The 25553-nt window shown below is 47.1% G+C and carries 23 protein-coding genes and 1 pseudogene; 11 read left to right on the top strand and 13 right to left on the bottom strand.

The window, feature by feature from the left end:
• A pseudogene (locus tag BLS44_RS19830) lies at positions 1-233 on the top strand (hypothetical protein); the annotation flags it as partial.
• 415 nt (positions 234-648) lie between these two features.
• Here the strand turns inward: BLS44_RS19830 and BLS44_RS19825 are convergent.
• The 3 genes from BLS44_RS19825 to BLS44_RS19815 form a co-directional block, all read right to left on the bottom strand.
• Positions 649-3351: an alpha-L-rhamnosidase gene (locus BLS44_RS19825; RefSeq protein ID WP_090391967.1), complete on the bottom strand. Its 2703-nt coding sequence runs from the start codon at positions 3349-3351 to the stop codon at positions 649-651.
• 95 nt (positions 3352-3446) lie between these two features.
• Entirely contained in the window at positions 3447-4457 is a 1011-nt protein-coding gene (obgE, locus tag BLS44_RS19820) for a GTPase ObgE (RefSeq protein WP_090391966.1), read from the bottom strand.
• Positions 4458-4584: 127 nt separating this feature from the next.
• Entirely contained in the window at positions 4585-5022 is a 438-nt protein-coding gene (locus BLS44_RS19815; protein WP_090391965.1) for an SET domain-containing protein-lysine N-methyltransferase, read from the bottom strand.
• Between the two features lie 247 nt (positions 5023-5269).
• Here BLS44_RS19815 and pnuC point away from each other — a divergent pair, with 247 nt between their 5' ends.
• Both pnuC and BLS44_RS19805 read left to right on the top strand, forming a co-directional pair.
• Positions 5270-5875, top strand: a complete 606-nt coding sequence (pnuC, locus tag BLS44_RS19810; protein ID WP_090391964.1) for a nicotinamide riboside transporter PnuC — start codon at positions 5270-5272, stop codon at positions 5873-5875.
• Complete coding sequence (locus BLS44_RS19805; RefSeq protein ID WP_245729294.1) at positions 5872-6951, top strand: acyl-CoA dehydrogenase family protein; 1080 nt, start codon at positions 5872-5874, stop codon at positions 6949-6951. The genes pnuC and BLS44_RS19805 overlap by 4 nt, the downstream gene beginning before the upstream one ends.
• 63 nt (positions 6952-7014) lie before the next feature.
• On the opposite strand, the gene BLS44_RS19800 is transcribed toward BLS44_RS19805, so the two are convergent.
• Together BLS44_RS19800 and BLS44_RS19795 are read right to left on the bottom strand one after the other, a co-directional pair.
• Positions 7015-7203 carry a hypothetical protein gene (locus BLS44_RS19800; RefSeq protein ID WP_090391963.1) on the bottom strand — a complete coding sequence of 63 codons (189 nt, stop codon included), beginning with the start codon at positions 7201-7203 and terminating at the stop codon, positions 7015-7017.
• A gap of 111 nt (positions 7204-7314) precedes the next feature.
• Positions 7315-7815 (bottom strand): DinB family protein, encoded by a 501-nt coding sequence (locus BLS44_RS19795; RefSeq protein WP_090391962.1) that lies wholly within the window; start codon positions 7813-7815, stop codon positions 7315-7317.
• 212 nt (positions 7816-8027) lie between these two features.
• Here BLS44_RS19795 and BLS44_RS19790 point away from each other — a divergent pair, with 212 nt between their 5' ends.
• The 4 genes from BLS44_RS19790 to BLS44_RS19775 are packed head-to-tail and all read left to right on the top strand — an operon-like array spanning position 8028 to position 10450.
• Positions 8028-8585, top strand: a complete 558-nt coding sequence (locus tag BLS44_RS19790) for a thioredoxin family protein (RefSeq protein WP_090391961.1) — start codon at positions 8028-8030, stop codon at positions 8583-8585.
• Between the two features lie 53 nt (positions 8586-8638).
• A complete protein-coding gene (locus BLS44_RS19785; RefSeq protein ID WP_090391960.1) occupies positions 8639-9229 on the top strand; it encodes an acyl carrier protein phosphodiesterase in 591 nt (196 codons plus the stop codon).
• Positions 9230-9241: 12 nt separating this feature from the next.
• Positions 9242-9802 carry a DUF2911 domain-containing protein gene (locus BLS44_RS19780; protein WP_090391959.1) on the top strand — a complete coding sequence of 187 codons (561 nt, stop codon included), beginning with the start codon at positions 9242-9244 and terminating at the stop codon, positions 9800-9802.
• 9 nt (positions 9803-9811) lie between these two features.
• On the top strand, positions 9812-10450 hold the full coding sequence (locus BLS44_RS19775) for a DUF2911 domain-containing protein (RefSeq protein WP_090391958.1): 639 nt from the start codon (positions 9812-9814) through the stop codon (positions 10448-10450).
• A 132-nt stretch (positions 10451-10582) separates the two neighbouring features.
• Here the strand turns inward: BLS44_RS19775 and BLS44_RS19770 are convergent, their stop codons facing one another.
• The 3 genes from BLS44_RS19770 to BLS44_RS19760 are packed head-to-tail and all read right to left on the bottom strand — an operon-like array spanning position 10583 to position 16507.
• A complete protein-coding gene (locus BLS44_RS19770) occupies positions 10583-11971 on the bottom strand; it encodes a RagB/SusD family nutrient uptake outer membrane protein (RefSeq protein ID WP_090391957.1) in 1389 nt (462 codons plus the stop codon).
• Between the two features lie 19 nt (positions 11972-11990).
• On the bottom strand, positions 11991-15251 hold the full coding sequence (locus tag BLS44_RS19765; protein WP_090391956.1) for a SusC/RagA family TonB-linked outer membrane protein: 3261 nt from the start codon (positions 15249-15251) through the stop codon (positions 11991-11993).
• Between the two features lie 11 nt (positions 15252-15262).
• Positions 15263-16507: a TlpA family protein disulfide reductase gene (locus BLS44_RS19760; RefSeq protein ID WP_090391955.1), complete on the bottom strand. Its 1245-nt coding sequence runs from the start codon at positions 16505-16507 to the stop codon at positions 15263-15265.
• Positions 16508-17065: 558 nt separating this feature from the next.
• Between BLS44_RS19760 and BLS44_RS19755 the strand changes: the two genes are divergently transcribed.
• A complete protein-coding gene (locus BLS44_RS19755) occupies positions 17066-17389 on the top strand; it encodes a hypothetical protein (RefSeq protein ID WP_090391954.1) in 324 nt (107 codons plus the stop codon).
• Between the two features lie 287 nt (positions 17390-17676).
• Here BLS44_RS19755 and BLS44_RS19750 read toward each other — a convergent pair whose 3' ends face one another.
• Positions 17677-18567: a DMT family transporter gene (locus BLS44_RS19750; RefSeq protein ID WP_090391980.1), complete on the bottom strand. Its 891-nt coding sequence runs from the start codon at positions 18565-18567 to the stop codon at positions 17677-17679.
• 95 nt (positions 18568-18662) lie between these two features.
• Between BLS44_RS19750 and BLS44_RS19745 the strand changes: the two genes are divergently transcribed.
• Positions 18663-20081: an aminotransferase-like domain-containing protein gene (locus tag BLS44_RS19745; RefSeq protein WP_090391953.1), complete on the top strand. Its 1419-nt coding sequence runs from the start codon at positions 18663-18665 to the stop codon at positions 20079-20081.
• 116 nt (positions 20082-20197) lie between these two features.
• Here BLS44_RS19745 and BLS44_RS19740 read toward each other — a convergent pair whose 3' ends face one another.
• Genes BLS44_RS19740 through BLS44_RS19730 form a run of 3 tightly spaced genes read right to left on the bottom strand, consistent with a single transcriptional unit; the run spans position 20198 to position 22374 of the window.
• Complete coding sequence (locus tag BLS44_RS19740) at positions 20198-21100, bottom strand: hypothetical protein (protein WP_090391952.1); 903 nt, start codon at positions 21098-21100, stop codon at positions 20198-20200.
• Between the two features lie 40 nt (positions 21101-21140).
• A complete protein-coding gene (locus BLS44_RS19735; protein ID WP_090391951.1) occupies positions 21141-21833 on the bottom strand; it encodes a hypothetical protein in 693 nt (230 codons plus the stop codon).
• Complete coding sequence (locus tag BLS44_RS19730; RefSeq protein ID WP_245729293.1) at positions 21820-22374, bottom strand: RNA polymerase sigma factor; 555 nt, start codon at positions 22372-22374, stop codon at positions 21820-21822. Before BLS44_RS19730 ends, BLS44_RS19735 begins: the two co-directional genes overlap by 14 nt.
• 509 nt (positions 22375-22883) lie before the next feature.
• On the opposite strand from BLS44_RS19730, the gene BLS44_RS19720 reads away from it, so the two are divergent.
• Positions 22884-23339, top strand: a complete 456-nt coding sequence (locus BLS44_RS19720) for an NAD-dependent epimerase/dehydratase family protein (RefSeq protein WP_218127791.1) — start codon at positions 22884-22886, stop codon at positions 23337-23339.
• A gap of 31 nt (positions 23340-23370) precedes the next feature.
• Here the strand turns inward: BLS44_RS19720 and BLS44_RS19715 are convergent, their stop codons facing one another.
• Complete coding sequence (locus BLS44_RS19715; protein WP_143019860.1) at positions 23371-24375, bottom strand: hypothetical protein; 1005 nt, start codon at positions 24373-24375, stop codon at positions 23371-23373.
• 714 nt (positions 24376-25089) lie between these two features.
• Here BLS44_RS19715 and arr point away from each other — a divergent pair.
• Positions 25090-25494: an NAD(+)--rifampin ADP-ribosyltransferase gene (gene arr / locus BLS44_RS27215; RefSeq protein WP_394332481.1), complete on the top strand. Its 405-nt coding sequence runs from the start codon at positions 25090-25092 to the stop codon at positions 25492-25494.
• Positions 25495-25553: the final 59 nt, after the last annotated feature.

Genomic DNA, 25553 nt, shown 5'->3' with positions numbered 1-25553 from the left:
TAAATTATCTGGGAATGAAAAAAGTAAATACAAAAGGGATAGCACAGGCCAATAAATGTATGACGATGGCAGCCACTGCATACAATTTAAAGAAACTGCTCATGTATGCGGGAGGACCTAAAGTTGTAGCGAAGGCACAAGCGCTGATAACAAAGTTTGAACATTATTATTCCAATCTTTTTAAAAATATTTCTACACAACGGATATTTGCATTATGTATTATCATAATGTGAATGGGTCCAACAAATTTTTACTACGAAATTTACAGGTGCTGACCGTTCTGCTTATCTGCCGGCATTTTTAAGGTCTTGTTGTGCAACAGTCACTCAGGACAAAAGTGGAAATGATGGTTAAGGCAATTAATGATCGTTAATCAGCAGACCCTAAATAAGTTTGCCTATTATTTCCCAGACCACCTATAACGCTGTATTAAGCATACAGATTAAGCGTTGCTGGTTCTAAAGACCATGATTTTCCGGAGCTCCTAAGCCGGCGAGGCGCACTGCCCAAATTGATCAGTATTGAAACAGGCAATTGCGACAACCGTTTTTTGAGGAACATGGGAAAGCCTAAAATGCAGGAACCGATCTCCTGTCTGTTGACAGGAGGCATTGACATTATCGAATCTGATCAACAGGAACTATCCCGTTATTTGCCCGGAAACCCAAACCGGTAAGTACCCGATCCCGTTTCAATTTTCAGATAGCCATCTTCCGGTCCCAGCTGTTTGATCTCCTTTATTGAAGAAAGCGGTTTTCCGGATTCTGTAACCCCACCGGCGTCTGTAACCGGGAGGTATATTGTTGCCCGGGTATTTGCAGGTATTTCCACCTCCATCATAATTTTGCCATCGGCCACTTCCCAACCAGCCTTCGTGGTTCCATAATAGGTTTTTAACGATGCCGAAGCATTTTTAAAATCACCACCGATATGGGGCTTTACTTTTATATGCTTGTATCCAACACCATCATCCTCGGTATCCAGGCCCACCATTGTCCGGTACATCCAGTCTCCGATAGCACCATAGGCATAGTGGTTATAGGAATTCATAGACGCCGCCTGAAAACTGCCATCCGGCTTAATGCCATCCCAACGTTCCCAAATAGTGGTTGCCCCCATTTTTACCGGGTATAGCCAGGAAGGGTAGGTTTCCTGTAATAACAAAGTATACGCCATATCCGTATAACCAAAACGCGTAAGCACATGGCACAGGTACGGCGTTCCTAAAAACCCGGTGGTAAGATGGTTGTTGTAGCTTTTGATATTTTCAACCAGCCGCTCAGCAGCCTGCTTGCGCAGCGGCTCCGGCAGCATGTCAAAATGCAGTGCCAGCACGTAGGCCGTTTGTGTGCCTGATACCAACCGCCCGGACGGGGTCATATATTCTTTTACAAAGGCAGCCTTTATGTTCTTTAACAACCCGGCATATGCAGTGGCATCTTCAGTGTTGCCCAGCACGGTTGCCGCATTGATGAGCAATTGCACAGAATGGGCATAAAAACACTGGGCAATGAGGTATTTGTCGGTTACCGCTGCCCGGCCGTCATTATCATCCTGCGGGTGGTAAAACAACCAGTCGCCAAAATGAAACCCTGTATTCCAGAGGTCATTATTTGTCGTTTTGCGAACGCTCTCCACATAATTTTTCATGCTGCTGTATTGCGCTGCCAGGGTGCGTGTATCGCCATAAGCCAGGTACATCTGCCAGGGAATAATGGTAGCAACATCCGCCCAGCCCGCGCTGTTAGCCCCGTTGCCCAGGATATTGGGGATCACAAAAGGTACCCGGCCATCAATCTGGTCTGCCTCAAGATCTTTCAGCCATTTGGTAAAAAAATTGTTCACCCCCATATTAAAGGCTGCGGTGCGGAAGAAGGCCTGTGCATCACCTGTCCAGCCCAGGCGTTCGTCGCGCTGCGGGCAGTCTGTAGGCACATCCAGGAAATTTCCTTTTTGTCCCCACTGGATGTTGTGTTGCAACTGGTTGATCAGGGGGTTGGAGGTAGTAAAGGTTCCGGTAGGCTCCATATCGGAATAAAAAGCGATGGCCTCAAAGTTATCGGGCGTCAGGGTTCCCGGGTAACCCTCCACTTTTACATAGCGGAATCCCTGCCAGGTAAAATGCGGGTAAAAGGTCTCTTCTGTTCCGCCTTTGAGCACATAAGTGTTCTGTGCTTTTGCAGCTCTCAGGTTTTCTGTATAAAAGTTGCCGGCCTTGGTAAGTACTTCCGCGTGCTTCAGGGTTACTGAGTCCCCGGCCGATCCTCGTACCTTTATACGCACCCATCCTACCAGGTTTTGTCCAAAATCCAGCACCGTTTCACCCGCAGGTGTTTTTAATACTTTTACAGGTTTAAACACCTCATGCGCGGTGATCATTTCATTATAGGTCGCCAGCAGGTTCCCTTTATCAAAAGAGGCCGTTTTAACCGGCGTCCAGTCCTCATCCCGGTATCCTGCCAGCATCCAGCCGGTCCGGTCCTTTCGTGCATCGATGGTTTCCCCGTTATAAATTTCGGAATAGGTAATAGCCCCGGTAGCGGATTTCCATGAGCTATCGGAAACAATGGTTTCCTGTGTTCCGTCTGCATAGTCTACCCGCAACTGCAGCAACAGCGCAATGTCTTTACCATAAAAACCAAGCTGACCGGAAAACCCGATATGCCCCCGGTACCAGCCACTTCCCAGGGTAACCCCCAGCGCATTGGTTCCCTGTTTGAGCAGGCTGGTAATATCGTAGGTCTGGTATTGCAGTCTTTTCTTATAGGAAGTCCAGCCCGGGGTAAAATGGGCATCTCCCACACGGCTTCCGTTAATAGCCGCTTCATACATTCCGTGTGCAGTAATATAGGCCGTGGCCCGCACAACTTTTTTTGTAATGCTGAATTCTTTCCGCATCAGAGGACTGGGGCGTAGCGTGGCATCTTCCTCATAGCCGGGGGTGATCCAGGTGGCTTTCCAGTCGGATGGCTGTAGTAATGCCATTTGAAAAATCGCCGGACTGCTCCAGGAAGAAGCCTTTCCGCTGTTGTCCCAAACCCGCACCTGCCATTGATATTTTTCGCCGCTTTTTAATGCGGCGCCTTTATATGTTACATGCACGGAGGAGTCGGAGGATACTTTTCCACTGTTCCATACACCTGCTTTATCATGCGTTACCCTGATCTCATAGGCGGTCTGCATCACATTGCGTTTACCGTTTTCCAACTGCCAGCTGAACCGCGGCTGAATGATATCCAGCCCCACCGGGTCCACCCGGTTTTCAGTGCGCAGGTTCCCGACTTTTGATTGTGCTGTTACCGTTAAGGAGAAAAGAACGGCAATAAATGCCAGCGGTTTTTTCTTGTTCATGAGCAAGCTTTGTAATTGTTTATCAACAACATCGTTGCTCCGAAAATACTGTAAATAATTGGGGGAACTGTCCTGCACCTACCTGTAAGGGAATACTACTGGTTTGCTTCCGGCACAGTATTTAAGATCTCCCAGAGCTGGTCCTTTAACCGGGTCAGCCCCTGTTGTGCTACTGAAGAAATAAAAAGATGCGGAATATGATCAGGCATTTCTTTGCTGATGGCGGCTTTTAGCTCATCATCCAGCATATCGCTTTTGGAAATGGCAATCAGGAACTGTTTATGCAGCAACTCCGGGTTGTATTGTTCCAGCTCATTCATGAGCACCTCAAATTCTTTCCGGTGGTCTGCACTATCTGCCGGGATCAGGAACAGGAGCACCGGGTTGCGCTCAATATGCCTGAGAAAACGATGTCCCAGCCCGCGGCCCTCGGCAGCTCCTTCAATGATGCCGGGCATATCCGCCATACAAAAACTCCGGCCATCTCGATATTCCACAATACCAAGATTGGGTGTAAGCGTGGTAAAAGCATAATTGCCGATCTTAGGCTTTGCCGCGGTGATCACCGAAAGCAGGGTCGACTTTCCGGCATTGGGGAAACCCACCAACCCCACATCCGCCAGTACTTTTAACTCCAGTACCTTCCAGCCTTCCTCACCCGGCAGCCCCGGCTGTGCATACTCCGGCGCCTGGTTGGTAGGTGTGGCAAAATTGGCATTGCCCAACCCTCCTTTACCACCGGGCATCCAGATGATCTCCTGGCCGTCTTCCAGGATCTCTGCTTCTTTTTCCCCGGTTTCCTCATCCATGGCCACCGTACCCAGCGGTACTTCTATTACCACGTCTTTTCCGCTGCGACCGGTACAGTTATTATGCCCGCCGTTTTCTCCGTTCTCTGCCAGTATATTTTTGAAATAACGTAAATGTAATAAGGTCCATAAGTTGCGATTGCCCTTTAAAATAATATGGGCGCCTCTTCCGCCATCGCCACCATCCGGGCCACCTTTGGACGTAAATTTGTCCCGCAAAAAATGCTTGATGCCCGCACCGCCGTGTCCGCTGCGGCAAAATATCCGTATCTGGTCTACAAAATTGCTCTTTTCCATTATTCTGTAAACAAAGATAACGGCATTCCTTTAGAAGTCGGGAATTGAAAAAATATTGAAGCATTCAAACAATACCGGCCGGTATTTTATCACGGCCAGCATATACGTGCTTCGTCAGCAGGCTGGCTTATCGCCCGGATTTTTCTTTTGCAGCTTCACGGTCAAACCGGATGTTTTCCCGTACCTGCTTCCAGTACTGGGGGCCGTAGGAGACAAAAATCTCGCTTCCTGCGGGTATATCTGTTTTGGCTACCAGGTATACACGGGTGCCTTCCTCTATATACTCAGCGTTGTTCCGGATCCCTTTTACCCGCTGCAAACCCGCAGCATCATTGGCGTAGCGGCCAAAGGATTTTGGATGCCTGCTGGCATCAATAACGGCCTCATCGTTAATATGAAAAATATACCCGTTATCCGCATCATCTTCCACCTCCTTCCAGGTGAGCAGATCCCCGGTATACTCGGTAACAATCTCTTTTTTTGCAATAGCAACTTTTGTAAATAACCCTTTGCCGGCATTGGGCAGAGAGGAAGTTTTTACGAATAAACGCTTCGACGATGGCATGTAAAAAAATTAAGCGGAGCGAATATATTACAAATCATTGCGAAAGTATAAAACAGGGCCGAAATTATTTTTTGCTTACCTTCACCCCCAACAGGGGTGCCTTTCCTGCCGGTGGCGGGATGAAATCAAGGCTGAGATCATACCCATTGAGTTCTGCCGTCGGCGGACTCAGGAACCTGATCCGGGTAATGCCGGCGTAGGAAACAGCAGCTTTTCAGCCTGACCCTGTACCTGATTTTATAAAACTATGGCAAACTGGGTCACCGTTTTTGTTGAAGAGATAAAGCAAACAAGTGTGCTGGAATGGCTGGGCGCCGGTTTTGGCGCTGCAGAGGTTCTGCTGGCGAAGGCCAACAAAGTCTGGCTCTATCCCGCAGGGATCCTGTCTGTACTGATCAGCATCTATATATTTATGACATCCGGCCTGTATGCGGAAAGTGCGCTGAACCTTTATTACCTCGTCATGAGCATTTATGGATGGTGGTTCTGGGTATTTAAACGCACGTCCATTCCCCTGCCGGTAACAAGAGCTACTAAAAAGGACTGGAGCATCACAGCGGCGATCGTGCTGGGGGGCTTTGTGATCCTGTATCTGGCGCTCCGGTACCTTACAGATTCATCGGTACCGGTGATGGATGCTTTTGTAAGTGCAACTGCCTGGGCCGGAATGTGGTTACTTGCAAAGCGCAAACTGGAGAACTGGATCCTGCTCAATATCAGCAATGCTGTAGCAATACCGCTTCTATTTTATAAACAGCTTCCCCTGTACGCCCTGTTAACCCTGTTCCTGTTTATCATTGCGGTGCTGGGCTTTTTCGAGTGGAAGCGCATCCTGGAAACAGAAAAGAAATGATGGATCAACACATGGCAGCTGCATTGGCACACCCTGCAAAGGAGGCCGATGAACAAGCCCGGCTTACTCCGCAGCAACTGGACCTTATTTACCAACAGAAATGGTTCAAGCTCTTTGTTCCCCCCGAGCAGAACGGGCTGGGCCTGGGTTTACCGGAAGGGTTGAGGATGGAAGAAACGCTTGCAAGGATTGATGGCAGCCTGGGATGGACCATTACCCTTTGCAGCGGTGCCACACAGTTTACCGGGTACCTGCCGCCTGCCCTTACCGGTGAGATTTTCAAAAATGACCGGGTTTGCTTTGGAGGAAGCGGAGCCCTCTCCGGTATCGCCCGCGAAACAAAGGAGGGGTACGAGGTCAGCGGTTCCTGGAAATATGCCACGGGTGCACCCTATTGCACGCATTTTACAGCCAACTGTAAAATTGAAAAAGAAGGACGGCTTGTGACCAATGCACAGGGCGCGCCGGTTTACAGGTCTTTTTTATTTACCAGGGATGAGGTGCTCATTCATAACGACTGGGATACCATGGGGCTGAGGGCAACCGCCAGCGAAAGCTTCAGTGTTTCGGCCATACAGGTCCCTATGGAGCGGAGCTTTACCATCCTCCCGGCCGCGGCAACCCTGCCCGGCGTTATTTACCGCTATCCGTTCCTGCAGTTTGCAGAAACCACGCTTGCCGTAAACACCCTTGGGATGGCACTACATTTCCTGGAGGCGTTTCAACAGCTGGTGCAACAGAAACCCGGCAAGGGAATTTCCGGGGATGCATCCGTTTGGGCGATGCAGCAAAAAGGGCAACAGGCGGCTCAGCTTCTGCAAAAATTACGGGAGCGCTTCTACGCATCCGCCGATGAGTCCTGGAATTGTATCCAAAAAAGCGGCATCATTCCCGAAGCGCTGCTACAACAGGTTTCCCGGAACAGCCGGCTGCTTGCCCGGTTTTCGGGAAAGCTGGTTGCCGGCCTGTACCCCTTATGCGGTGTGGCCGCTACACGGAGGGGTACGGTGCTGAACCGCATCTTCCGGGATATTTTTACAGCAAGCCAGCATGCGCTGCTTAATACCCCGGCATAAAAATAAAGGCTCCCTGGCCGGGAACCTTTGTAAAGTATTAAAGGACGGTTGTTGTAACAGAGCTTAAGACGCGGACTGTGTATTTGGCTGCCCGGCCTGCTTTTTCAGATTTGACAGGCCATCTTTTAATTTATTTCCCCAATCAGATACTTTATTTTTTACATTCGACTTTTGTTCCGGGCTCATTTTATACCAGGCGGCAGCTGCGGCCAGCCCCAGTGCCAGAAGCCCGTTTCTTGTATTTCTATTCATTTTGGATAGATTTTAGATAGTTAATGAATAACAATCCATCTTTAAAAACTGTGCCATAATCCCCCTGCATTGCGCCGCCTGCAACAAATCGGTGTTAAATATCCGGCGCCGCTACGCAAACCGCTGGTCATCAGCAGAAGGACCATAGCTTCCCGGCAACGGTATATCCTGCAGCCGGTAATAAACCCCCAACTGCGCCCGGTGGTGCGCAATCTGGTTGAGCGAATGCCGGATGGCCCCGTATTTTGACCACTCAGCCAGCTTATGTCCGTTGTGGGCAATGCTCCAGTTGGGCAACAATGCATCCTCGGTTGCCCCCTCCAGCGCCTCCTTGCTGGCGCTATAATTTTTATCCAGCTCCTCCAGCAGCTGTTCTCTGGAACTGATGTCTGCAGGTTTATACGCTCCCTTGGCAAAATCCAGCGTTTCCGTTGGCAGGATAAAAGAAGCCCAGCCAAAGATCTCTGCAATATGCCCGGCAAGCTTATTTTGCTTCATGCTTTTTTCGTGCGGCGCATAATCCCCCCTGTCAGCAGGATATAATTCAAAAAATTTTTTTGTGGTACGGTACTCTTCCTCCAGCTCGGATCGCAATTGTTGCAGGGTGTCCATAATTTTAATTTTGAATAGAGGATGAAGATACGCCAATTTCTGTTTCTCTTCCCCATAAGCCTCCCTTTTTTCCGGTAAATGTTTAACAGATCACCGAGGATCCGCCGGCCAGGGCTTTTCCGTAAAACAGTACTTTTCAGAACTTTTTATGGAATTACACGTTTTATTGATACCCAACACGGTAAAAGATCATAAAAAACGGATTTAAGTATATGACTTTCGAGGAGTACTCAAATGAGTTCAGCAAAATTTTAACCGCCGCAGAACCGGCACCGCCCTATAACAATGCCGATTATTTTCAGTACACCAGGATGAACTGGTCGCGGATGAGCCGCTGGCTCAAACAAAACCCTTTAACAGATGAAACAAAAGCCCTGCTGTCCTCCATTGGCCGGAAGCAGCAATGGGTGGTTATTACCGAACCCTGGTGCGGGGATGCGGCACATATCGTTCCTGTCCTTTACCTGATGAGCCGGGAAAATGCGCACATCGGTTTCAGTATCCAGCTGCGGGACTCCGGCTCTGAAATTGAACAATACCTGACCAGCGGCAGCCGGTCCATCCCGATGCTGATTGTGCGGGATGAGAACGGAAAGGACCTGTTTCACTGGGGGCCAAGGCCAGCTGCCGCAAAAGAGGTATACGAAACCCTTAAAGAAAAAAAGGCTGATTTTGAAACAACGAAAATCGCCCTTCAGCACGCTTACAACAACGACAAGAGCATCGGTATCCAGCAGGAGGTAGGAGCGTTGCTGCAACAGCACCGCTAATTTGCCGGTGCTGCGCCCACCGCGATCTTTTTCTTTATTCCTACATTTGCGGCATGAATTTCCTGGCGCATGCATACCTCTCATTTGGTCACGAGGGCGTTCTTGTGGGCAATATGATCAGTGATTTTGTAAAGGGGAACCGCCAGTTGGATTATCCCCCGGCGATCCGCGCCGGCATCCGGCTGCACCGGGAAATAGACAGCTTTACCGACGCCCACCCCGCCACACTTGCTGCCAAACAGGTCTTCAGAACACCTTACCGGCTATACAGCGGTGCGTTCATGGATATTGTATATGATTATTTTCTGGCAAATGATGCACAGGAGTTTTCGCCGGGATCCCTCGCTGAGTTTGCACAGCATACCTACAAAACCCTCGACCGCTATTTTGAACAACTGCCGGAGCATTTCCGGCCACTCTTTCACTATATGAAACAGCAAAACTGGCTGTATCACTACAGTGAGCCTTCCGGCATCTATAAAAGTTTTGCAGGACTGGTTCGCCGGGCCCGATACCTGGATGACAGCCGGCCCGCAGAAAAACTATTTGAAGACAATATCAAACGTTTGGAGGAGCATTACCGTCTTTTTTGGGCAGACCTGAAGCCCTTTGCAGCGGAACAATTTAAAAAATTGACGAATTAAAACACGAACAGTATGACAAAGTACGTATTGACGGCTATTATTGCCTTTTCCTTCATGTTGCCGGTTCACGGGCAATCCTGGATACCGGTAGACAAATCACCTATGGACCAGATCTATTACCCGGTGGATTATCCTTCTAAAAAGATCCGGGGCACCAGCGAACCGCTGCGTATGCGGGTCATTTACAGCCGCCCTGCCAAGAACAACCGTAAAATATTTAACTCCGACATTGTTCCCTACGGCAAGGTTTGGCGCCTGGGAGCCAATGAAGCCACGGAAATCCAGTTCTTTGCCACGGCCACCATCGGTAGCAAAAAGATCCCTGCAGGACGGTATACCCTCTATTGCATCCCTACCGAAAAAGAATGGACCTTTATCGTGAATAAGGATACCGATGCCTGGGGCGCCTTTAATTATGATGCGGCAAAAGATGTGGTACGGACTTCCGTTCCGGTAGAAGAATTAAAAGATCCGATAGAATTCCTGACCATTGATTTTGAAAAAAGCGGATCAACTGTTAACTTGGCGATCGAATGGGATCAGAAAAAAGCATCCCTGCCTATTAATTTTTAATTATAACGAATGAATTGTCTAAGAGGCAGATCGTTCCTGCTTGCCGGCTTCGCCTTATTGGTTGCCTGTAATCAGCAACCCGAAACAAAGAGCAAACCGGTACCACAGGCCAATGCACCGGTGGGGATACAGCCGGCCAACACCAGCAACCCTTATGAAGCGGTGGACGTGTCGCCCCTGGACATGAGCTATTATCCCGTTCATTATCCGCTTCAAAAAATGAGCGGAAGCACCAAAGAAGGCCCCGTTATGCGCGTCCTTTACAGCCGGCCGCACCTGCAGGGCCGTTCCCTCTTCGGAACGGTGCTTCAATATGACCACCCCTGGCGGATGGGGGCGAATGAGGCTACCGAACTGGATGTTTTTAAACCGGTTTACCTTAATAATAAAAAAATAGAGCCGGGACGGTATACCCTCTACAGCATCCCACACGAAAAAAACTGGACCCTGGTATTAAACAATAACCTGGATACCTGGGGGCTTAACCAGGATAGTACAAAAGATCTCCTGCGGGTGGAAGTACCTTCTACCGATAACAACCCGGAGGTGGAATACTTTACCATGGTATTTAAACAGACGGATACGGGTGCCGACCTGTTGATTGCCTGGGGATCGACCCTGGTCAAACTTCCCTTTGTTATAAAATGACACCTTTCCGAAAAGGAGAATACGTTGTATCAGATCGGCCGGTACAAAAGGTTTACCGGCACCCCATTAAAATAAACAGGGGCTGAACATTGAGTTCAGCCCCCCAACACAATCCGATCAATCTATGGCCCTTCATTCGTCATTTTGCTGTATTTGAGCTAATTTAATAATATCCGTTGGCAATGGAAGCGCATAATAATTTGCGTTCGGTTGTAAAGTATAGGTATTACCCTCATAAACTCTTACAAGAACGATGCTTTTATTCTCTTTATTGAGCCTTTTCAAATCCATCCACCGTAGGTTCCTCGATATTAATTCTTTCCTTCGTTCTAAAAGAATTCGGTCTATAAGCCCCTCTTTAGTCAAAATTTCCAATGGCAAAAAGCTGCCGGATTTGTATCTGCTTGCTAAAAGTGTGTTCAAATCGAACAAAGCCTCTTTAATATTGTTTAATCGGGCGGCACATTCGGCTCGAATCAGAAAAATCTCATCGGTTGCTATCCCCGTAAAGTTAGTTGCATTCTGCGAGTAACTCCCTGTAAATGTATAATTCCCCTTGACCAACGAAAAGAAAGCCGTTTTTCTTAGATCATTCTCTTCATAGCTCTTGACTAAACCACTATCAATAAACATATAATTTGCAGCACTTAGAGCCGCCACCACCCATCCACTTCTTCCTGTATAATAAATTGTCTCCTTGTTGAATTTTGAAAACGGATATTTGCCCCCCAATGGCTTTACATCCTTGTCGCCGTTAAAATCCATAAGGTCACTCCTCAATTTTAAACACTCATCAGCATACTTATATGCACTGTCGTACTGCCTCATTGAAAGATAAGTGCGCGCCAGCAAACCATAAGCAGCCCACTTTGAGGGTCGGTATACATGAACGGGGAAATCAGGAAGATGTCCTACGCTTTCCATTACATCATTAACTATTTGATCATAACATTGTTTTACGCTTGACCGTTGAGAAGGAACGTTAAAATCAGAAGTTAACCGCAGCACAATCCCCAAATCTCTCGAGGATGCTTCTCTATCAAACGCCTTTGCATACTCCCAGGTCAGCAGTAAAAAATAATAAGCCCTCATGAATAAGGCGCTCCCATACACATTATCCCATTGATTTCGGTTGTCCGTCGAAGCCGGAATAGCTTTTATCATATCCAAACAATAATTGGCATTGTATATTTCCAGGTATGCTTTGGACCAATCATTTTGAAAGGAGTATTCATAAGGCCTTCGGATGTATACGTTTTTAAGTAGGGGGTTTTTATCTAAAACAGTCTTATAATCCGGATTCAGGAAATAGTCATCGGACGATGCTTCTCCATATACCGGCGTTATACTCTCGTTCAGACCCAATGCTTCATCCAACAGGGCCTGCAAATCGCTCAATTGGGTAGGGGTGGTGATTCCGTTCGTTATTTTTTTATCCAAAAATTTTCTGCATGAAACAAATGAAATCATGCAGCAAAACAGTAAAAGTATTATCCTTCTATTCAACTTATTTGTGTTCATAATATGTGTTATTGATGGATTAAAAATTGATTTTCATGCCCACGGTATATTGTTTGGTTGGGGCGTAGGAAGTTGGATAATCCGGGTCTATCTTCTGCCTATTTGCCATCCAGATGATACCAAGGTTGGAAGCATTTCCATATAACTGAACAGCTAATGGCATCTGACTGGCCTTCTTAAATAAAAATCTATATGAAACGTTTACAAACTGAAGTCTTATATTCCCGGCATTTAATACATTTGGCGAAGCGTATGAATAGAAAAAGTCCCGATAACTGTTTAATGGGTAATCCGGATAAACGAATTTTGGCACGGAAGTCCGGTTTTCATCACCTGGTTGTTTCCAACGTTCGTAATAATCTCCATACCCGATTCCATTATCGATGAGTGCCGCTGAAGTGAAAGACCTTTTTCTGAAATAATATCCCAATCTGTATGTAATATTAATAGAAACTGCCAGATTCTTCCACGCCAGGTTGTTGATCATTGAGCCAAAACAAACAGGAACAGACGGGCCCATAAAAACAATACTATTACTTTTGGATCCCTCTTGTGTAATCAGATTGATTATGCCGCGATAATCGGTACTGGCATTATCATTTAGATAGCCCTGAGGATCTCCTTCAGAGTTCAGGCCCGCCCATTTAAACGCAGAGATAGCATACAGAGGCTTTCCTACAATCGGGGTTATATATGTTCCGTCATTGGGGCCATAAATATCTTTGGAAGCATCAGCAAAGTATTTGGACGTCTTGCTCTTATTAATGTTCATAATAATCCCGGTCTCCCATTTTACGGCTCTGTTAATATTGTTTGACGTCAGGTTTATATCCCACCCTTTTCCTATCATATTAGCAACATTTTTGATTATTACATTGTTTTGCCCCCAGGTTGTATAATCATAGGGGGTTTCTCCATAAAGGTCGGTGCCTGTTTTATTGTAATATTCAACGCTACCTTTTAGCCAGTTTTCCTTTGTCTCAAATTCTATTCCTACATTTATTTGCCTGGATTTTTCCCATCTAAGCGAAGGGTTATTTAGATTTGTAATTTTCTCTACCGGTAAATTTGTTACAGGATTAGTAAAGACACCGCTAATTGGCAGCGGAGTTTTTCCAGGATCTACATTTCCGCTGACTCCAATGCTTGCCTTAATCCTCAACCGGGGAATAAAATGCAAGTGATAAAACGGTTCATTGGATAGTACCCAACTTGCTCCTGTTGACCATAACGGGTTCCATTTATCATTCGTTGTAGCGCCAAAGACATTTGAAGCGTCCTTTCGAAAACTACCACTAACGCCATACCTGCTTTTATAAGTGTATGAACCATTTGAGTAAACGCTGATATACCGAAGGTTTTTGTCTGCACTGATATTCGCCACCCCGGGGATCGTTTCAGTGTAACCACTTATTAGGGTAGGATACCTGTTATAAAAGTCTACAACGCCTTGCGATAAGGGGTCCTCCTGATAGCCATAAATAGTAAACGCCCCTGTCCCTGAGCTGCTCTTTGAATCTCTTAAATCAAAGCCCGAAAGTATATTGATCAAATGTTTACCAAGTTGTCTATTATATGAGGCCAATGCCCTGAAATTATTTGTGATAAGGTCACTTCCTGATTTGCTGAGCAGGTTCCCTTTAGGAATAGGGAATACGTCTGGCAACTTGGAATAACTGAGCTGAGTAAATCGATTAATAAGATCCCTAAGATAAAAACTGCTCATATCAGCCATTCGGGTAAAGCTCCCCCAGGCATTTTGATATTGATAATTTGCACTTACCTCCAATCCGGCGATCGGTGTATATCTAATGTCTACATTAGAAATGATATTTTGACTTTTTAAATTGGTGGCATCATGTTTATAATCTTCAAAAGGATAGTATTTCCAATCTAGCAAATGCCCTGCACCCAGTGTGTCTATAAATCCTCTTCTGTACTTGTCTATCGGCAGCGCTTCTCCTTTGACTCCCACAAATGTCTGATATGGTACGTAGCGGTTGTGTATATTATATATACTTGAAAAATCAGGCATTCCATTTTTATTTGTATTGCTGGCGTAGTAAGCATCGACGGCTATAGAGAGATTTTTTAAAAGCCGAAAACTATTCTTTAGATGTATATTGAGCTTATCAGAAAATGCGTTGTTAACGCCCAGTACTCTATTGTACCCACCTCCAAGCAGCCAAGCAATCTGATTGTTGCCGCCGCTAATATTTAATGAGTACTGTTGTGTAATACCTATACGCTGAAAGTATTTTGAATACTCTTTCCTGCTGTCAAGCTGTTTAAGTTGATTCACCATTGACAAAGAGTCTGCCACCGAAATAGCTCCACTTTTACGCTTTAATAAAATTTCCACTAACGGCGATAATGGATACCGAGCCTGTGTGTTGTTAATATCTCCGTTAAATTGGCCTCTTTCAAAAAGCTGCGCTTCTATATCTATATAATCCGAAACAGAAATTTGTGGAATTGAAGAAAGATCCGGTGGAGTTGACAAAAGATTGCTCGCATTTATTTCAACCTTTAGTTTTTTATTAAACTGACCATTCTTAGTTGTTATTACAATGACCCCATTTGCGGCCCGCGCACCCCAAATACTGGCAGCAGCGGCGTCTTTTAAAATGGTAATCGTTTCCACATCGTTTGGATTAATATCGTCAATGCTCCCATCGTATGGAAATTTATCCAATATTATCAGTGGCGCAAGAGGGCCATTTATGGTGCTCAGGCCGCGGATTGAAATTTCGCTGCCAGGATTTAATCTGCCAATATTGAACAATAAACCATTGGTTATGCCATTGAGACGCTGTAAAATATTGGTTCCGGTTTGCAGGTTTAGCATCCTACTATCTATCACTGTTACTGACCCATTGATTTCATTAGGTTTTACCTTTTGATACCCCGTATTAGCTTCAACAGTTACCTCACTATCTGTAGTTTCGTTTATCCTCAAAGTGATCCGTAGATAAACCGGCTCGCTCGGTATTTTAACTATTTTTGTTTGATAGCCTACATGAGAAATAATTAATTCATCCCCAGGCATTGCCTTTATTTCAAAAACTCCGTTTTTGTTCGAAATAGAGTGCCGCTCCTTATTCTTCAACATGACGGAAGCCCCATTTAATCCCAATCCCATACTATCCGTAATCATTCCACTGATGGAGATTCCGAATGCATTTTGCGCCTGAATATACCCCGGATATCGAAAAATCAATACGAGCAATGTTCCGGATACCAGTAAGAAGCACGCTGCTTTTATAGTTATTTTTATCATAATACAGTGTTTTAGTTTATGGTAGAGAATTCAAATACATCCAGTAACCGGGGCTCCTTCTCAATTACAAACCCCTTGCTGATAAGCCAGGCAATGAGTTGCCGCTCATCTTTAGGATTCAAACTCTCAGGAAAATTCAAATCGATCAGGGTCTCTCCCTGTCCACTTTCGTCCAGAAGCGGAATAGTTAGCTGATCCAGAAATAATACTGCCTCCTTTAACGAGTATCCCTTAATATATTTTTTACGACTATTTTTATTTAGATCCAAGGCCCGGTGTGCAGATGAGCTCAAGGATATAATATTTTGGATTCCTTTAATAATAAAGCACTCCCGGGTCTCTTTTTTGCCAACCCCTTTAAGATGAAACGTACGCCAAAGATCTTCTTTTAAATAAGGCACTATTACGGAACTATTTTTGGCGGTATTGGGTAGTATTACCTGATAACAATACTTTTGTGATTGGTTGGGAAAATTAATCAACCGGTTTAATGGCATTCCATTTATCTCATTTCCGTATGCCCGGTAAAGGATCGCCCTCAATGGCTGGTTAATGATACAATAAGAAGAACTACCAGTACTGTCATTTTTCCTAAATCCGGTTTTCAGATTAGTATATGGCTGATAACCAGTAAACATCGAGAAGCCAAGCAGATCTGCATCTTTTACCACTCCATCCCTTACAAGAGATAGAAGATCTTTAGAAAACTGTGGGGCATCTTTTACCGCCAAATGCAGCCGATCTCCCCTCACAAAATGGTCAATATTTTGTTCCGTAATCTCTTCCAGGCCTGTAATAGCAACAATTTGTTGCCTATTATTAATCCAGATATAATGCGGTACCCCAGTGTGAGGAAAATAGAGGTTCAGCAGCGTATCATTCAATGCCACCGGTAAGGAGGGGTAAAATCCTGTTCTTGTTTTAATACTCTTCAGCAATGCTATTACATCCCTTTCAAACCCTATGTCATGAGGGTTTGCGAGTATAAATTGAAGCAGATCCGAGTGTTTTTTTTGGTACTGCTCAATTTTTGGAAAAGCACCGATACAAGATGTACAATGCCGGCTCCACAGGTCAATAATAACGTTCTTATTTTTAAAGTGATAAAGATCTATTTTCCGTTGATTTCCATTTAGTATATGGCTAAATAGGATATTGGGTACGGTATCACCAATGGTTAATGCCCTGGTGTTTTCCTGGGCTGCTGCGTACAGGCATAAACCCGCCAGCACGCATGCCAGCGCAATTTTTTTCATATAAAAGCATTAAAAAGTAAAGCAATATTGTTTGGAAAAACGGGCATAGAAATAGGTATAGCACCTTAAAAGTGTTTGCGCCCAACAAATGCCGGGATTGGGGGAGGCTTAACATGAGAAAACCGCCTCCCGCCCGGCAATAAATTATACCGGCATCTTTGGCTTGCACGCAAAAAGGACCATAAATGCTATGGCATTGGCAACAATAGTGTAATATGATGTTTTAGCACTCATCCGTTTTGGGTTGGATGAGTCTCCCGGCATGCTGATCGACGCTACAAGCAATAAAAAAAGCGTGACGCTCAACTTACCGCTTTTGAGGCCCTGAGAAGCCCAGCAACGAATAAGAGAGCTCACGCCTTGACGTGAGCTATTCTACTCTTCATCTCGTTGCTACAGAAATTTCTCAGGTTTCAAAAGCGAGACTCAAAGCGAATGCTTCAAATATTTTTATGAAGTAATCGCAAAACTATATACTCTGATACAAATATAATAAAAAATCAATTAGACCTATTATAACAGGTCATAATTTTTTAAATTTTCTCCCAGCTTGCTTTGATGAAAGCGTATACAAAAGAAGAAAAGAGCAAAATCCTGTTTCAGTTTGCTGTTGGCCTCCATAAAGCCATGCTTGATGCTAAAACAAACCCTACAAGGCTGGCCCTGGACAGCGGTATTGAAAAATCGCATATGCAGCTGATCGCCAACGGAAACAAAAATGTAACGCTTACTACCCAAATGGCCCTGGCCGAGGGATTGAAAATTTCCTACACAGAGCTTGCCACCTATTATAATAACGTTTCCAAATCCGATGAAAAAAGGTTTATTGCCTACCAGGAAAAACAGCAGCAACTAAAAGCCCATAATAAGAAACAAAAATAAAACGCTGCCTTAATTATTGTTATGCCCCGGGACAAACGCACCTGATTGCAGCATTAATCAGCTCCGGGGAGCGTTGTGTTGATAGCAAATATGTCGTTTTACTCAACCGGGCTACTGCTGCAAACACAGGGCATTTACCGGCCTGGCTGCGCTCTTTTCACACAACTTAGGTATTATACCTGCCGTTCTCCGGCAACAGGGTAGCGGTTGACTATAAAAGCCACACCAGTCCTCTTTTACCAACAGCCCAGAAGCGCTGAATACGGGTAATGCCATTACTACACCCCTTAGCTGGCAAACCGCTTAGAGCCGGCCACGCAGAGGATAATGCCGGCCATTACAAGGATCATGCCCATGCTTACTGCCTCGTGCAGCAGTGATGCCGCCAGCGCCAGGCCCAAAAAGGGCTGCAGCAGCTGCAGCTGGCCCACGCTGGCAATACCGCCCTGGGCCAGGCCGCGGTACCAGAATATAAACCCGATGAACATGCTAAAGAGCGATACATAACCCAGCCCCACCCAGGCGGCGGCACTGATGGCCGCGGGTGCCGGCGGAAAATACAGCAACGCCAGCGGCAGCATAAGGGGCAGGGAAAAAACGAGCGCCCAGGATATTACCTGCCAGCCGCCCAGTGTTTTGGTAAGCCGGGCCCCCTCCGCATAGCCAAACCCGCAGAGGATAACGGCAGCAAGCATCAGCGCATCGCCCGGCAGAGAGGCCGTAACGCCCTGCGCCACTGCATAGCCGGCCACCAGCAGGCTGCCGATAACGGAAAATACCCAAAATACCGGCCGCGGCCGCTCACCGCCGCGCACAATACCAAAGATGGCGGTAGCCACCGGCAGGATGCCCAAAAAAATAATGGAATGGGCGGAGGTAATATGCTGCAGGGCCAGGGCGCTCAGCAGCGGAAAACCTACCACCACGCCAAGGGCCACCAGCAGCAGCGGCAGCACCTCCTTGCGCCGCGGAAATTTTTGCCTGAAAAGCAGCAGGGCCGCAAGCGCCAGCAGGCCTGCTACCGAGGCCCTGGCTGCCGTAAGAAAGAGGGGCCCTGTTTCCAGCACCGCTACCCGGGTGGCCGGTAGCGAGCCGCTGAACAATACCACCCCTATAAACCCGTTGAGCCAGCCCCTGGCCCTGTTTTCCGTTACTTTGCTTACACTTGCCGCTGCCATTGTTTTTACCATTTAAACCGCAAAGCTCTGTAACCCGGCTCAACAAACACAGTCACAGTTTTTGAAAAGATAAAGGACACAGTTAGTTTTGTCCTATGAAAAAGGAGTTTTTATACGCCACCCTTGCGGGCAACCTGGCCGATAAAATAAAAAGCGGGGTGCTAAAGCCGGGGGAGCGGGTACCCTCTGTAAGAATGCTGAGCACGGAGCACGGCATCAGCATCAACACCGCCAAACGGGTATTCCTGGAGCTGGAAGCCCGCTCCCTTATAGAAGCCAAACCCCAGTCCGGCTACTTTGTAAGCCCGCAGCACTATTTAAAGCTGCCGCTGCCCCTGGCCAGCCGCCCGGCGCCGGTGGCCAAAAGCACGGGGCCGGATGAGCTCATCAACGAAGTATACTCCAATATGGGGCGTAAGGACCTGACCCTGTTTTCCATCGGCATTCCCTCCGGCCATTTACTGCCGCAGGCAAAGCTCAAAAAGGAAGTAGTGCTGGCCACCCGGTCGTTAAAGGACGGGGGCACGGGCTTTGAGCCGCTGCAGGGCAATGCAACACTGCGCCGGATGGTGGCGGCCCGCTCGCTGGCCTGGAAGGGGCAGCTTAAGGAAAATGATGTGATCACCACCAGCGGCTGTATGAATGCACTGGCCCTTTGCCTGATGGCCCTAACCCGCCCCGGCGATACCCTGGCGCTGGAAAGCCCCTGCTACCCGGGCATATTGCAGATAGCCATGGGCCTGGGGTTAAAAGTGCTGGAAGTAGCCACCCACCCGGTAACCGGCATCAGCATTGAAGCGCTGCGGAAACTATTACCCAAAATAACGGTATGCCTGCTGGTGCCCAATTTTAATACCGCCCTGGGGTATTGTATGCCCGATGATAACAAAAAAGAGGTAACCCGCCTGCTGGCCCGGCACGGCATACCGCTGATAGAGGATGATACCTATGGCGACCTGCATTTTAGCGCCGAGCGCCCCGGTTGCTGCAAATCGTACGATACGGACGGGAACGTGCTGTGGTGCGGCTCTGTATCCAAAACCCTGGCCCCCGGCTACCGCGTGGGCTGGGTGGCGCCCGGAAAATATAAAGAGCAGCTGCTGAAGCTGAAGCTGGTGCACACCATTTCCTCCACCGCCCTTGTGCACGAGGCGGTGGGCAATTTTTTGCTGACGGGCGGGTACGATAAGCACCTGCGGCAGCTGCGCCAGACCCTGCAGGAAAACTACCGGCAGTACGCCGCCGCCATTGCCGACTATTTTCCTGCCGGCACCAAAATAAGCCAGCCCCGGGGCGGGCTGGCCCTGTGGGTGGAGCTCTCCAAACAAACCGATACCACGGAGCTTTACCACGATGCGCTGAAGCAACACATCAGCATTGCGCCGGGCCGCATGTTTACGCTGCAGAACCAGTTTCAAAACTGCCTGCGTCTTTGCCTGGGCCTGCCCTGGACGGAGGAGCTGCGCTTTAAAATAAAACAGCTGGGCGGCCTTGCCAAAATGATTGCGGGGTAGGGAAGGGGTTAGCCCGGTTTCTTTTTCACTGTTCACCGGCGGGTTCCAGGTTTAACATTCAATGTTCCCCGTTGGTTCCATTGACTATTGACCATTGCCAATGGTCAGATCCCGCTTCATTGCAACAGCAGGCTTCCGAGATTGCCGGAGATCTTTACCGGCACTTTACCCGAGCCGGACCGGCCGGAATATTTGCGGGTAACTAAAAAGCCAAACTGTTCTTCCGGCGTATCTTGGGTTATTTTAACCGGGCTTTGGTTGTTAAGCTTGCTGTACTTTGTTTCGATATCAAAACTGCCGCTAAAGGATGGAGGCAGGTTTAGGGCCGTAGTGCAATATGCCAGCTTAAGGTCCAGCTTTTCGAGGGCATTGGTAGCCCCCAGCTCCAGTTGCCTGCAAAGCAGGAAGTCGCCGGTAATGCTGCCCGACAATGCTTTTATGGTTACCGACGAATGGGCTATTTTAATATGTGCATTTTTTAAAGAAGCGATGGTTACATTGCCCAGTTTGGATTCGATGGTACTGGCAGCCGATAAATCCCCTGTCTTCAGATCGCCCATAAACTGCATGACCGTTACAGCCCCGCTGCGCCCCGGGATTATGATATTGCCCAAACTGTTATTGATCGTTAGCTTATTCCCCGGTGGCAGGTACACCGCGTAGTTTACCGAGATCTTCTTTTTATCTGTTTTTGTGTTTTCCTCGATGTGGGTGGCAAAGCTTACCGGGTTACCCTCTTTGCTTTCAATAATGATGGCATTAAGGATCTCCTGCGCAATGGCGGCGTCGGCAGCCCGGACCATGATGCTCACTTCTACTTTTACTTCGGCCCGGTTCCAGTTATGCACTTCCACATTGCCAAATGCGTTAAAAACAGAAACCGCCTGGTTCTGCGCCAGGGGGTAGGTTTTGCTAAACTGTTTTTCCTTTCCTGCCTGCTGTGCCCGGGCATTCAAAACCATAGCCAGTACCATAAGAACCGGTAAAAAGCACTTCTGTTTGTTTATAAAATTTTTCATGTTTCCTGGTTTTAATACTATTGAAAAACCCAGCCGGGTATCACAAAAAAGAACGCTTCTTCTGCGCCGTACTATCCTGTTTCTTTTTGTGCCCTTCCTTATAGACCTCCAGCTGGCTGCTGAGTAAATGAACCTGCATTTGCAGGTTGTTGAGCATCGCTTGCAGCAGTGCTTCTTTATCATCATGTTGTTTTAACTGCTTTTTTAGTTCTTCATAGGAAGTTTCCAGGATCGCTGCATCCTGCTCAAACGCCTGGTATAACCGCGGCTCATGTTGCGCTACTGCCTTTAGCTGGGTTTGTTTCATTGCAACCAGGCGGGTATAATGGTATAGCGCTTCATCTTCTGCATTACCCTCCTTATAGGGAGCGGCCTGTTTTTCTTTTTTGAACACCGGGGTATCCGTATATGCCGGCATGGATGCCACATCCCTGTTAAGAGCGCTATCGCCGGCAGTGGCAGGATTTGTTTTTACAACAGGCGGCTCCTCCCGGCTATGCCCCGCTTTGCCGGTGAAAAAATAAAAGACGGCGCCCCCCAGCAGCACCAGTACCGCTGCGGCGGCCCCATAATACCGGGCGCGCAAAGAAAAAACGCCCCGCGTTTTGGGTTGCCTTCCGGAATCAAGATCCCTTTTAACCCGCAGCCACAGAGCAGGCCCCGGCTCATGGGCGTTAAAAAGATCTTTATGGCCCGCAATAAACTGCTCCAGCTCGTCTTTATCCCTGTTCATTTTGTAAGATCTCCTTTATTTTAAGTTTTGCCCGGTGATAAATGGTGCGCACGTTGCCATGGCTGATCTGCAGCATTTGGGCAATATCCTCCTGCGGAATTTCATCCACGGCGTACAGGTTAAAAATGATGCGGTAATTTTCCGGTAACCGGTCAATAGCCTCCTTTACCTGCTTTCCGGAATACCGGAACCCATGATCCCCGGCCGCTGCGGACCCGTCCTGTTTTATTTCGATAGCATCTACATCAACCCAGCGTATTTTCCTTTTTTGCCGGAGCAGCTCCAGCGATTTATTAATGGAGATACGTACGAGCCAGGCCTCCAAAGAACTTTTATAAGTAAAGGTGTCTATTTTGTTAAAGGCTATTGCAAATGCTTCCTGCACCGCATCTTCTGCATCTGCTAAATGGTTTAATATGCGTATACTGCTGTTCAACATGGTTTTTGCATACCGGTGATACACTTCGTAAAACGCCTGCGCCTCTCCGCTGCGGCAGCGCGCTGCCAGATCGTCCCGTTGTATTGCATTTGTAATCTCCAAACGTATTTGCTTCTATTTTATAATGACAAAAACGCTGGAATGTTACACGCAGCCAGCCAGCCCCGGTTTAAAAAAATTTACCGGGTAGTGCTACCGGGCCTGCGGCCCCTTAAAACCTATCGTACGGGACCTGTTTTCAAAACAGACAAAGAGGTCTATCGGAACCACAACTGCGCCCAGGGCAGAGCCAGCCCCATCTTTTCATCTATAAAGAGGGCCGGTGGGCCCTGAGCAGCAATCGGGCCATAATTTTTTTTCTGCCAGATTTGGGAAACTTATTAAGGCAAAAGCCATTACCCGGCCTGGTGTATGGCCCCCTTTGCTATTTATGACGCGGCACTGATATGTGCCTTTAAATTGCAGTAAGCCGATGCCCCTCCGTTCATAAAGGGCCTGTGCAGCGGTCCTTTGCAGGTTGGCTGAATGGGGCGAAGGAGTTCTATCAACAGAGATCCTGTTACAACTTATCCCGATACGTTTACGGGGGTATTTATGCAGAACTTTGCCCTATGCAAACAATATTAGGCGCCAACGGGCAAATCGGCGAAGAACTGGCCTGGGAACTGAAAAGGAATTTTACTTCCGATATCAGGATTGTAAGCAGGCTCGCAAAAAAGGTGAATGATACCGATAAGGTTTTTTCGGCGGACCTTTCTATTAAAGAAAGAGCCATTGATGCCGTCAAAGGAAGTGAAATTGCCTATTTTACCCCGGGGCTTCCCATCAGTTCCGGTTTATGGGAAAAGCAGTTCCCGTTGATCACCGGGAATGTGATCGATACCTGTAAGATCAATGGCACAAAGCTGGTTTTTTTTGACAATACCTATATGTACCCGCAAGATGGCAGGCCCCTTACAGAAGACACCCTATTTGCTCCGGTGGGAAGGAAAGGAAAAGTGAGGAAAGAAATGGCAAAGGTTGTGATGAAAGCACTTGAAGGCCTGATGCATGAACCCGGTAGTTAATACTGCATTTTACCAAAACCAACCAGGTCCGCTATTGAACGAAAAGAGCGCTGCAGATGCCCTCTGCTGCCAAAACTACTTCCTTTTTGTTTTTCCAGTACTTGGGAATATTGTAATAGCCGGCCGGAGACTTTGTAAAGGCGTAACCGTATACATAAACATCCCCGTTATGTACAAAAATGCCGTTAGTGAAGTTTCCCGTTTCCTGTTCACTCAGTACTGTTAACTGGCCGTTTTTCCAGTACCGGGGCCTTATCAGGTATTTATCAGGCGTTGAACGGAACTCATGACCGGAGACATAGACGATACCCTTTTCCACGAATATACCGGTGGCATAACAAGATAGGAACGGATCTGTAACGGCCAGCCGGTTCAGTTCTCCGTTTTTCCAGAATACCGGCTTATTATCTGCATACCCGCTTACATATACATCCCCATTGTACACAAAAATACCGGTTGTGCGGCCCGGCGTTGTTCCTAACAAAACTTTATTCCCGTTTTTCCAATAGAAGGGAATATCCCGCTGGGGATCTTCATCCAGCACCGTTTCATAACCAGAGAGGTAAACAGCACCCTGGTCAACAAATATTCCGGAGGTCATTAAATGTTGCTTTCTTTCATTTGTTAACGGATACATAGTGCCATTATCCCAATACCAGGGCATAAAATAAGCCTGCTCCAGGTTCTCATTCCCGGCAAAAAAAACATGCTGACCGCTAACGTACAGGCCGCTGGCCCTGCTGTTATTATTGGCTGCGCTGAATATTTCCGTGCCGTTTTTCCAACATTTGACCCTGCTGTTTTCCCTGCCGGAGATGTAAACATCCTTCCCCTGCACAAAAATATATTCGCCGGTTGTTAACGGGCCTCCTTTATATACCACTTTGATGTTCCCGTTCTCCCAGTATTTTACCTGGTTGTCGTTTCCCTGTACCACCGCATAAACAGTTTGTCCGGAGTTACTATGCTCTTTTTTACAATTGCTGAAAAACAGCAGCAGCAGGTATAAGATAGCGGCGGATCGCACTTGTTGCATACGTGTAAGGTTTCAATATTTTCCCGGGCACCGAAAATAAAGAATTGTACTGAAAGCACCCGCCGTTTTTGCCGGACCCCATTTGTTCTCTTTCCCGCGCTAAAGGAGGCCCGGGACCGGTTGCGGCGGCTTTTTTCGGAAACACTTTTACCCCCGCCGGTTTCAGGTATTGCCCAAATGTAGCAGGCCTGTTCGCAAACCACAGGGCTAAAATGATCGTCTGAAGGGGTCGTTGCACATCATTGAACATTTGCCCAATGGCCTGGAATCAGCAAAAGCTACGTACATTTATGCGCCAGCATCGCTTGTAACACGGCGCCCGGCCCTCAAAAAAACAAACGGGTTTTAGATAATAAACCGGCAAAACAATTAAAAATGGAATTTTCACCGTTCAATACTATTGTTAAATACTGTCTTCAGGGTATGGAGATGGAAGAAAAAAGCAACCCTGAAGAAGCCGGCAAACTATTTCTGCAAGGCTGGAACGAAGCCACAGATGACTTTGAAAAATTTCTTGCAGCTTATTATGTAGCCCGGCATCAAAAAACGGTGACCGACAAGTTAAAATGGCTCGAAACTGCTTTGACGCATGCGTTAAAAATAAATGACGACACCGTTAAAAGTGCTTTCCCCGCGCTTCATACAGCTATTGCCCGATGTTATGAAGACCTGCAGGATCAAGAAAAGGCAAAAGAACATACGGAGCTAGCCCTTTTGTTTCACGAAAACCCCTCCGACAAAGGCCCATTTTACCATGGCACAAAAGCAGCGCTGCAGGTTGGCGATTTACTGACAGCAGGCAGCAGTTCTAATTACAAATCGGAGCTCGTAATGAATCATATTTACTTTACAGCGCTGGTGAACGGAGCAGGGCTTGCGGCGGCCCTGGCAAAGGGCGAAGGCCGCGAGCGGGTATACATTATTGTACCAACAGGCAGTTTTGAAAATGATCCCAATCTTACAGATAAAAAATTCCCCGGCAACCCAACCCGTTCCTACAGATCCCGGTCGCCATTGAAAATTGTTGGAGAAGTTACAGAGTGGATCCGGCAAACTCCCGGAGAGCTTCAAAAGTTTCGCGAAAAATTAGCGAACAACAAGGGAGCAATCATCAACTGATTTCTGAAAACCCACTTCGTGTTGCAGATGGGGCAGAGGACCTTTAATAGTAAAGACCC

The organism is Niabella drilacis (assembly GCF_900101395.1).
Taxonomy (GTDB): Bacteria; Bacteroidota; Bacteroidia; order Chitinophagales; family Chitinophagaceae; genus Niabella; species Niabella drilacis.
The sequence above is the reverse complement of the archived record's forward strand: the minus strand, read 5'-3'. Positions and strand labels throughout refer to the sequence as shown.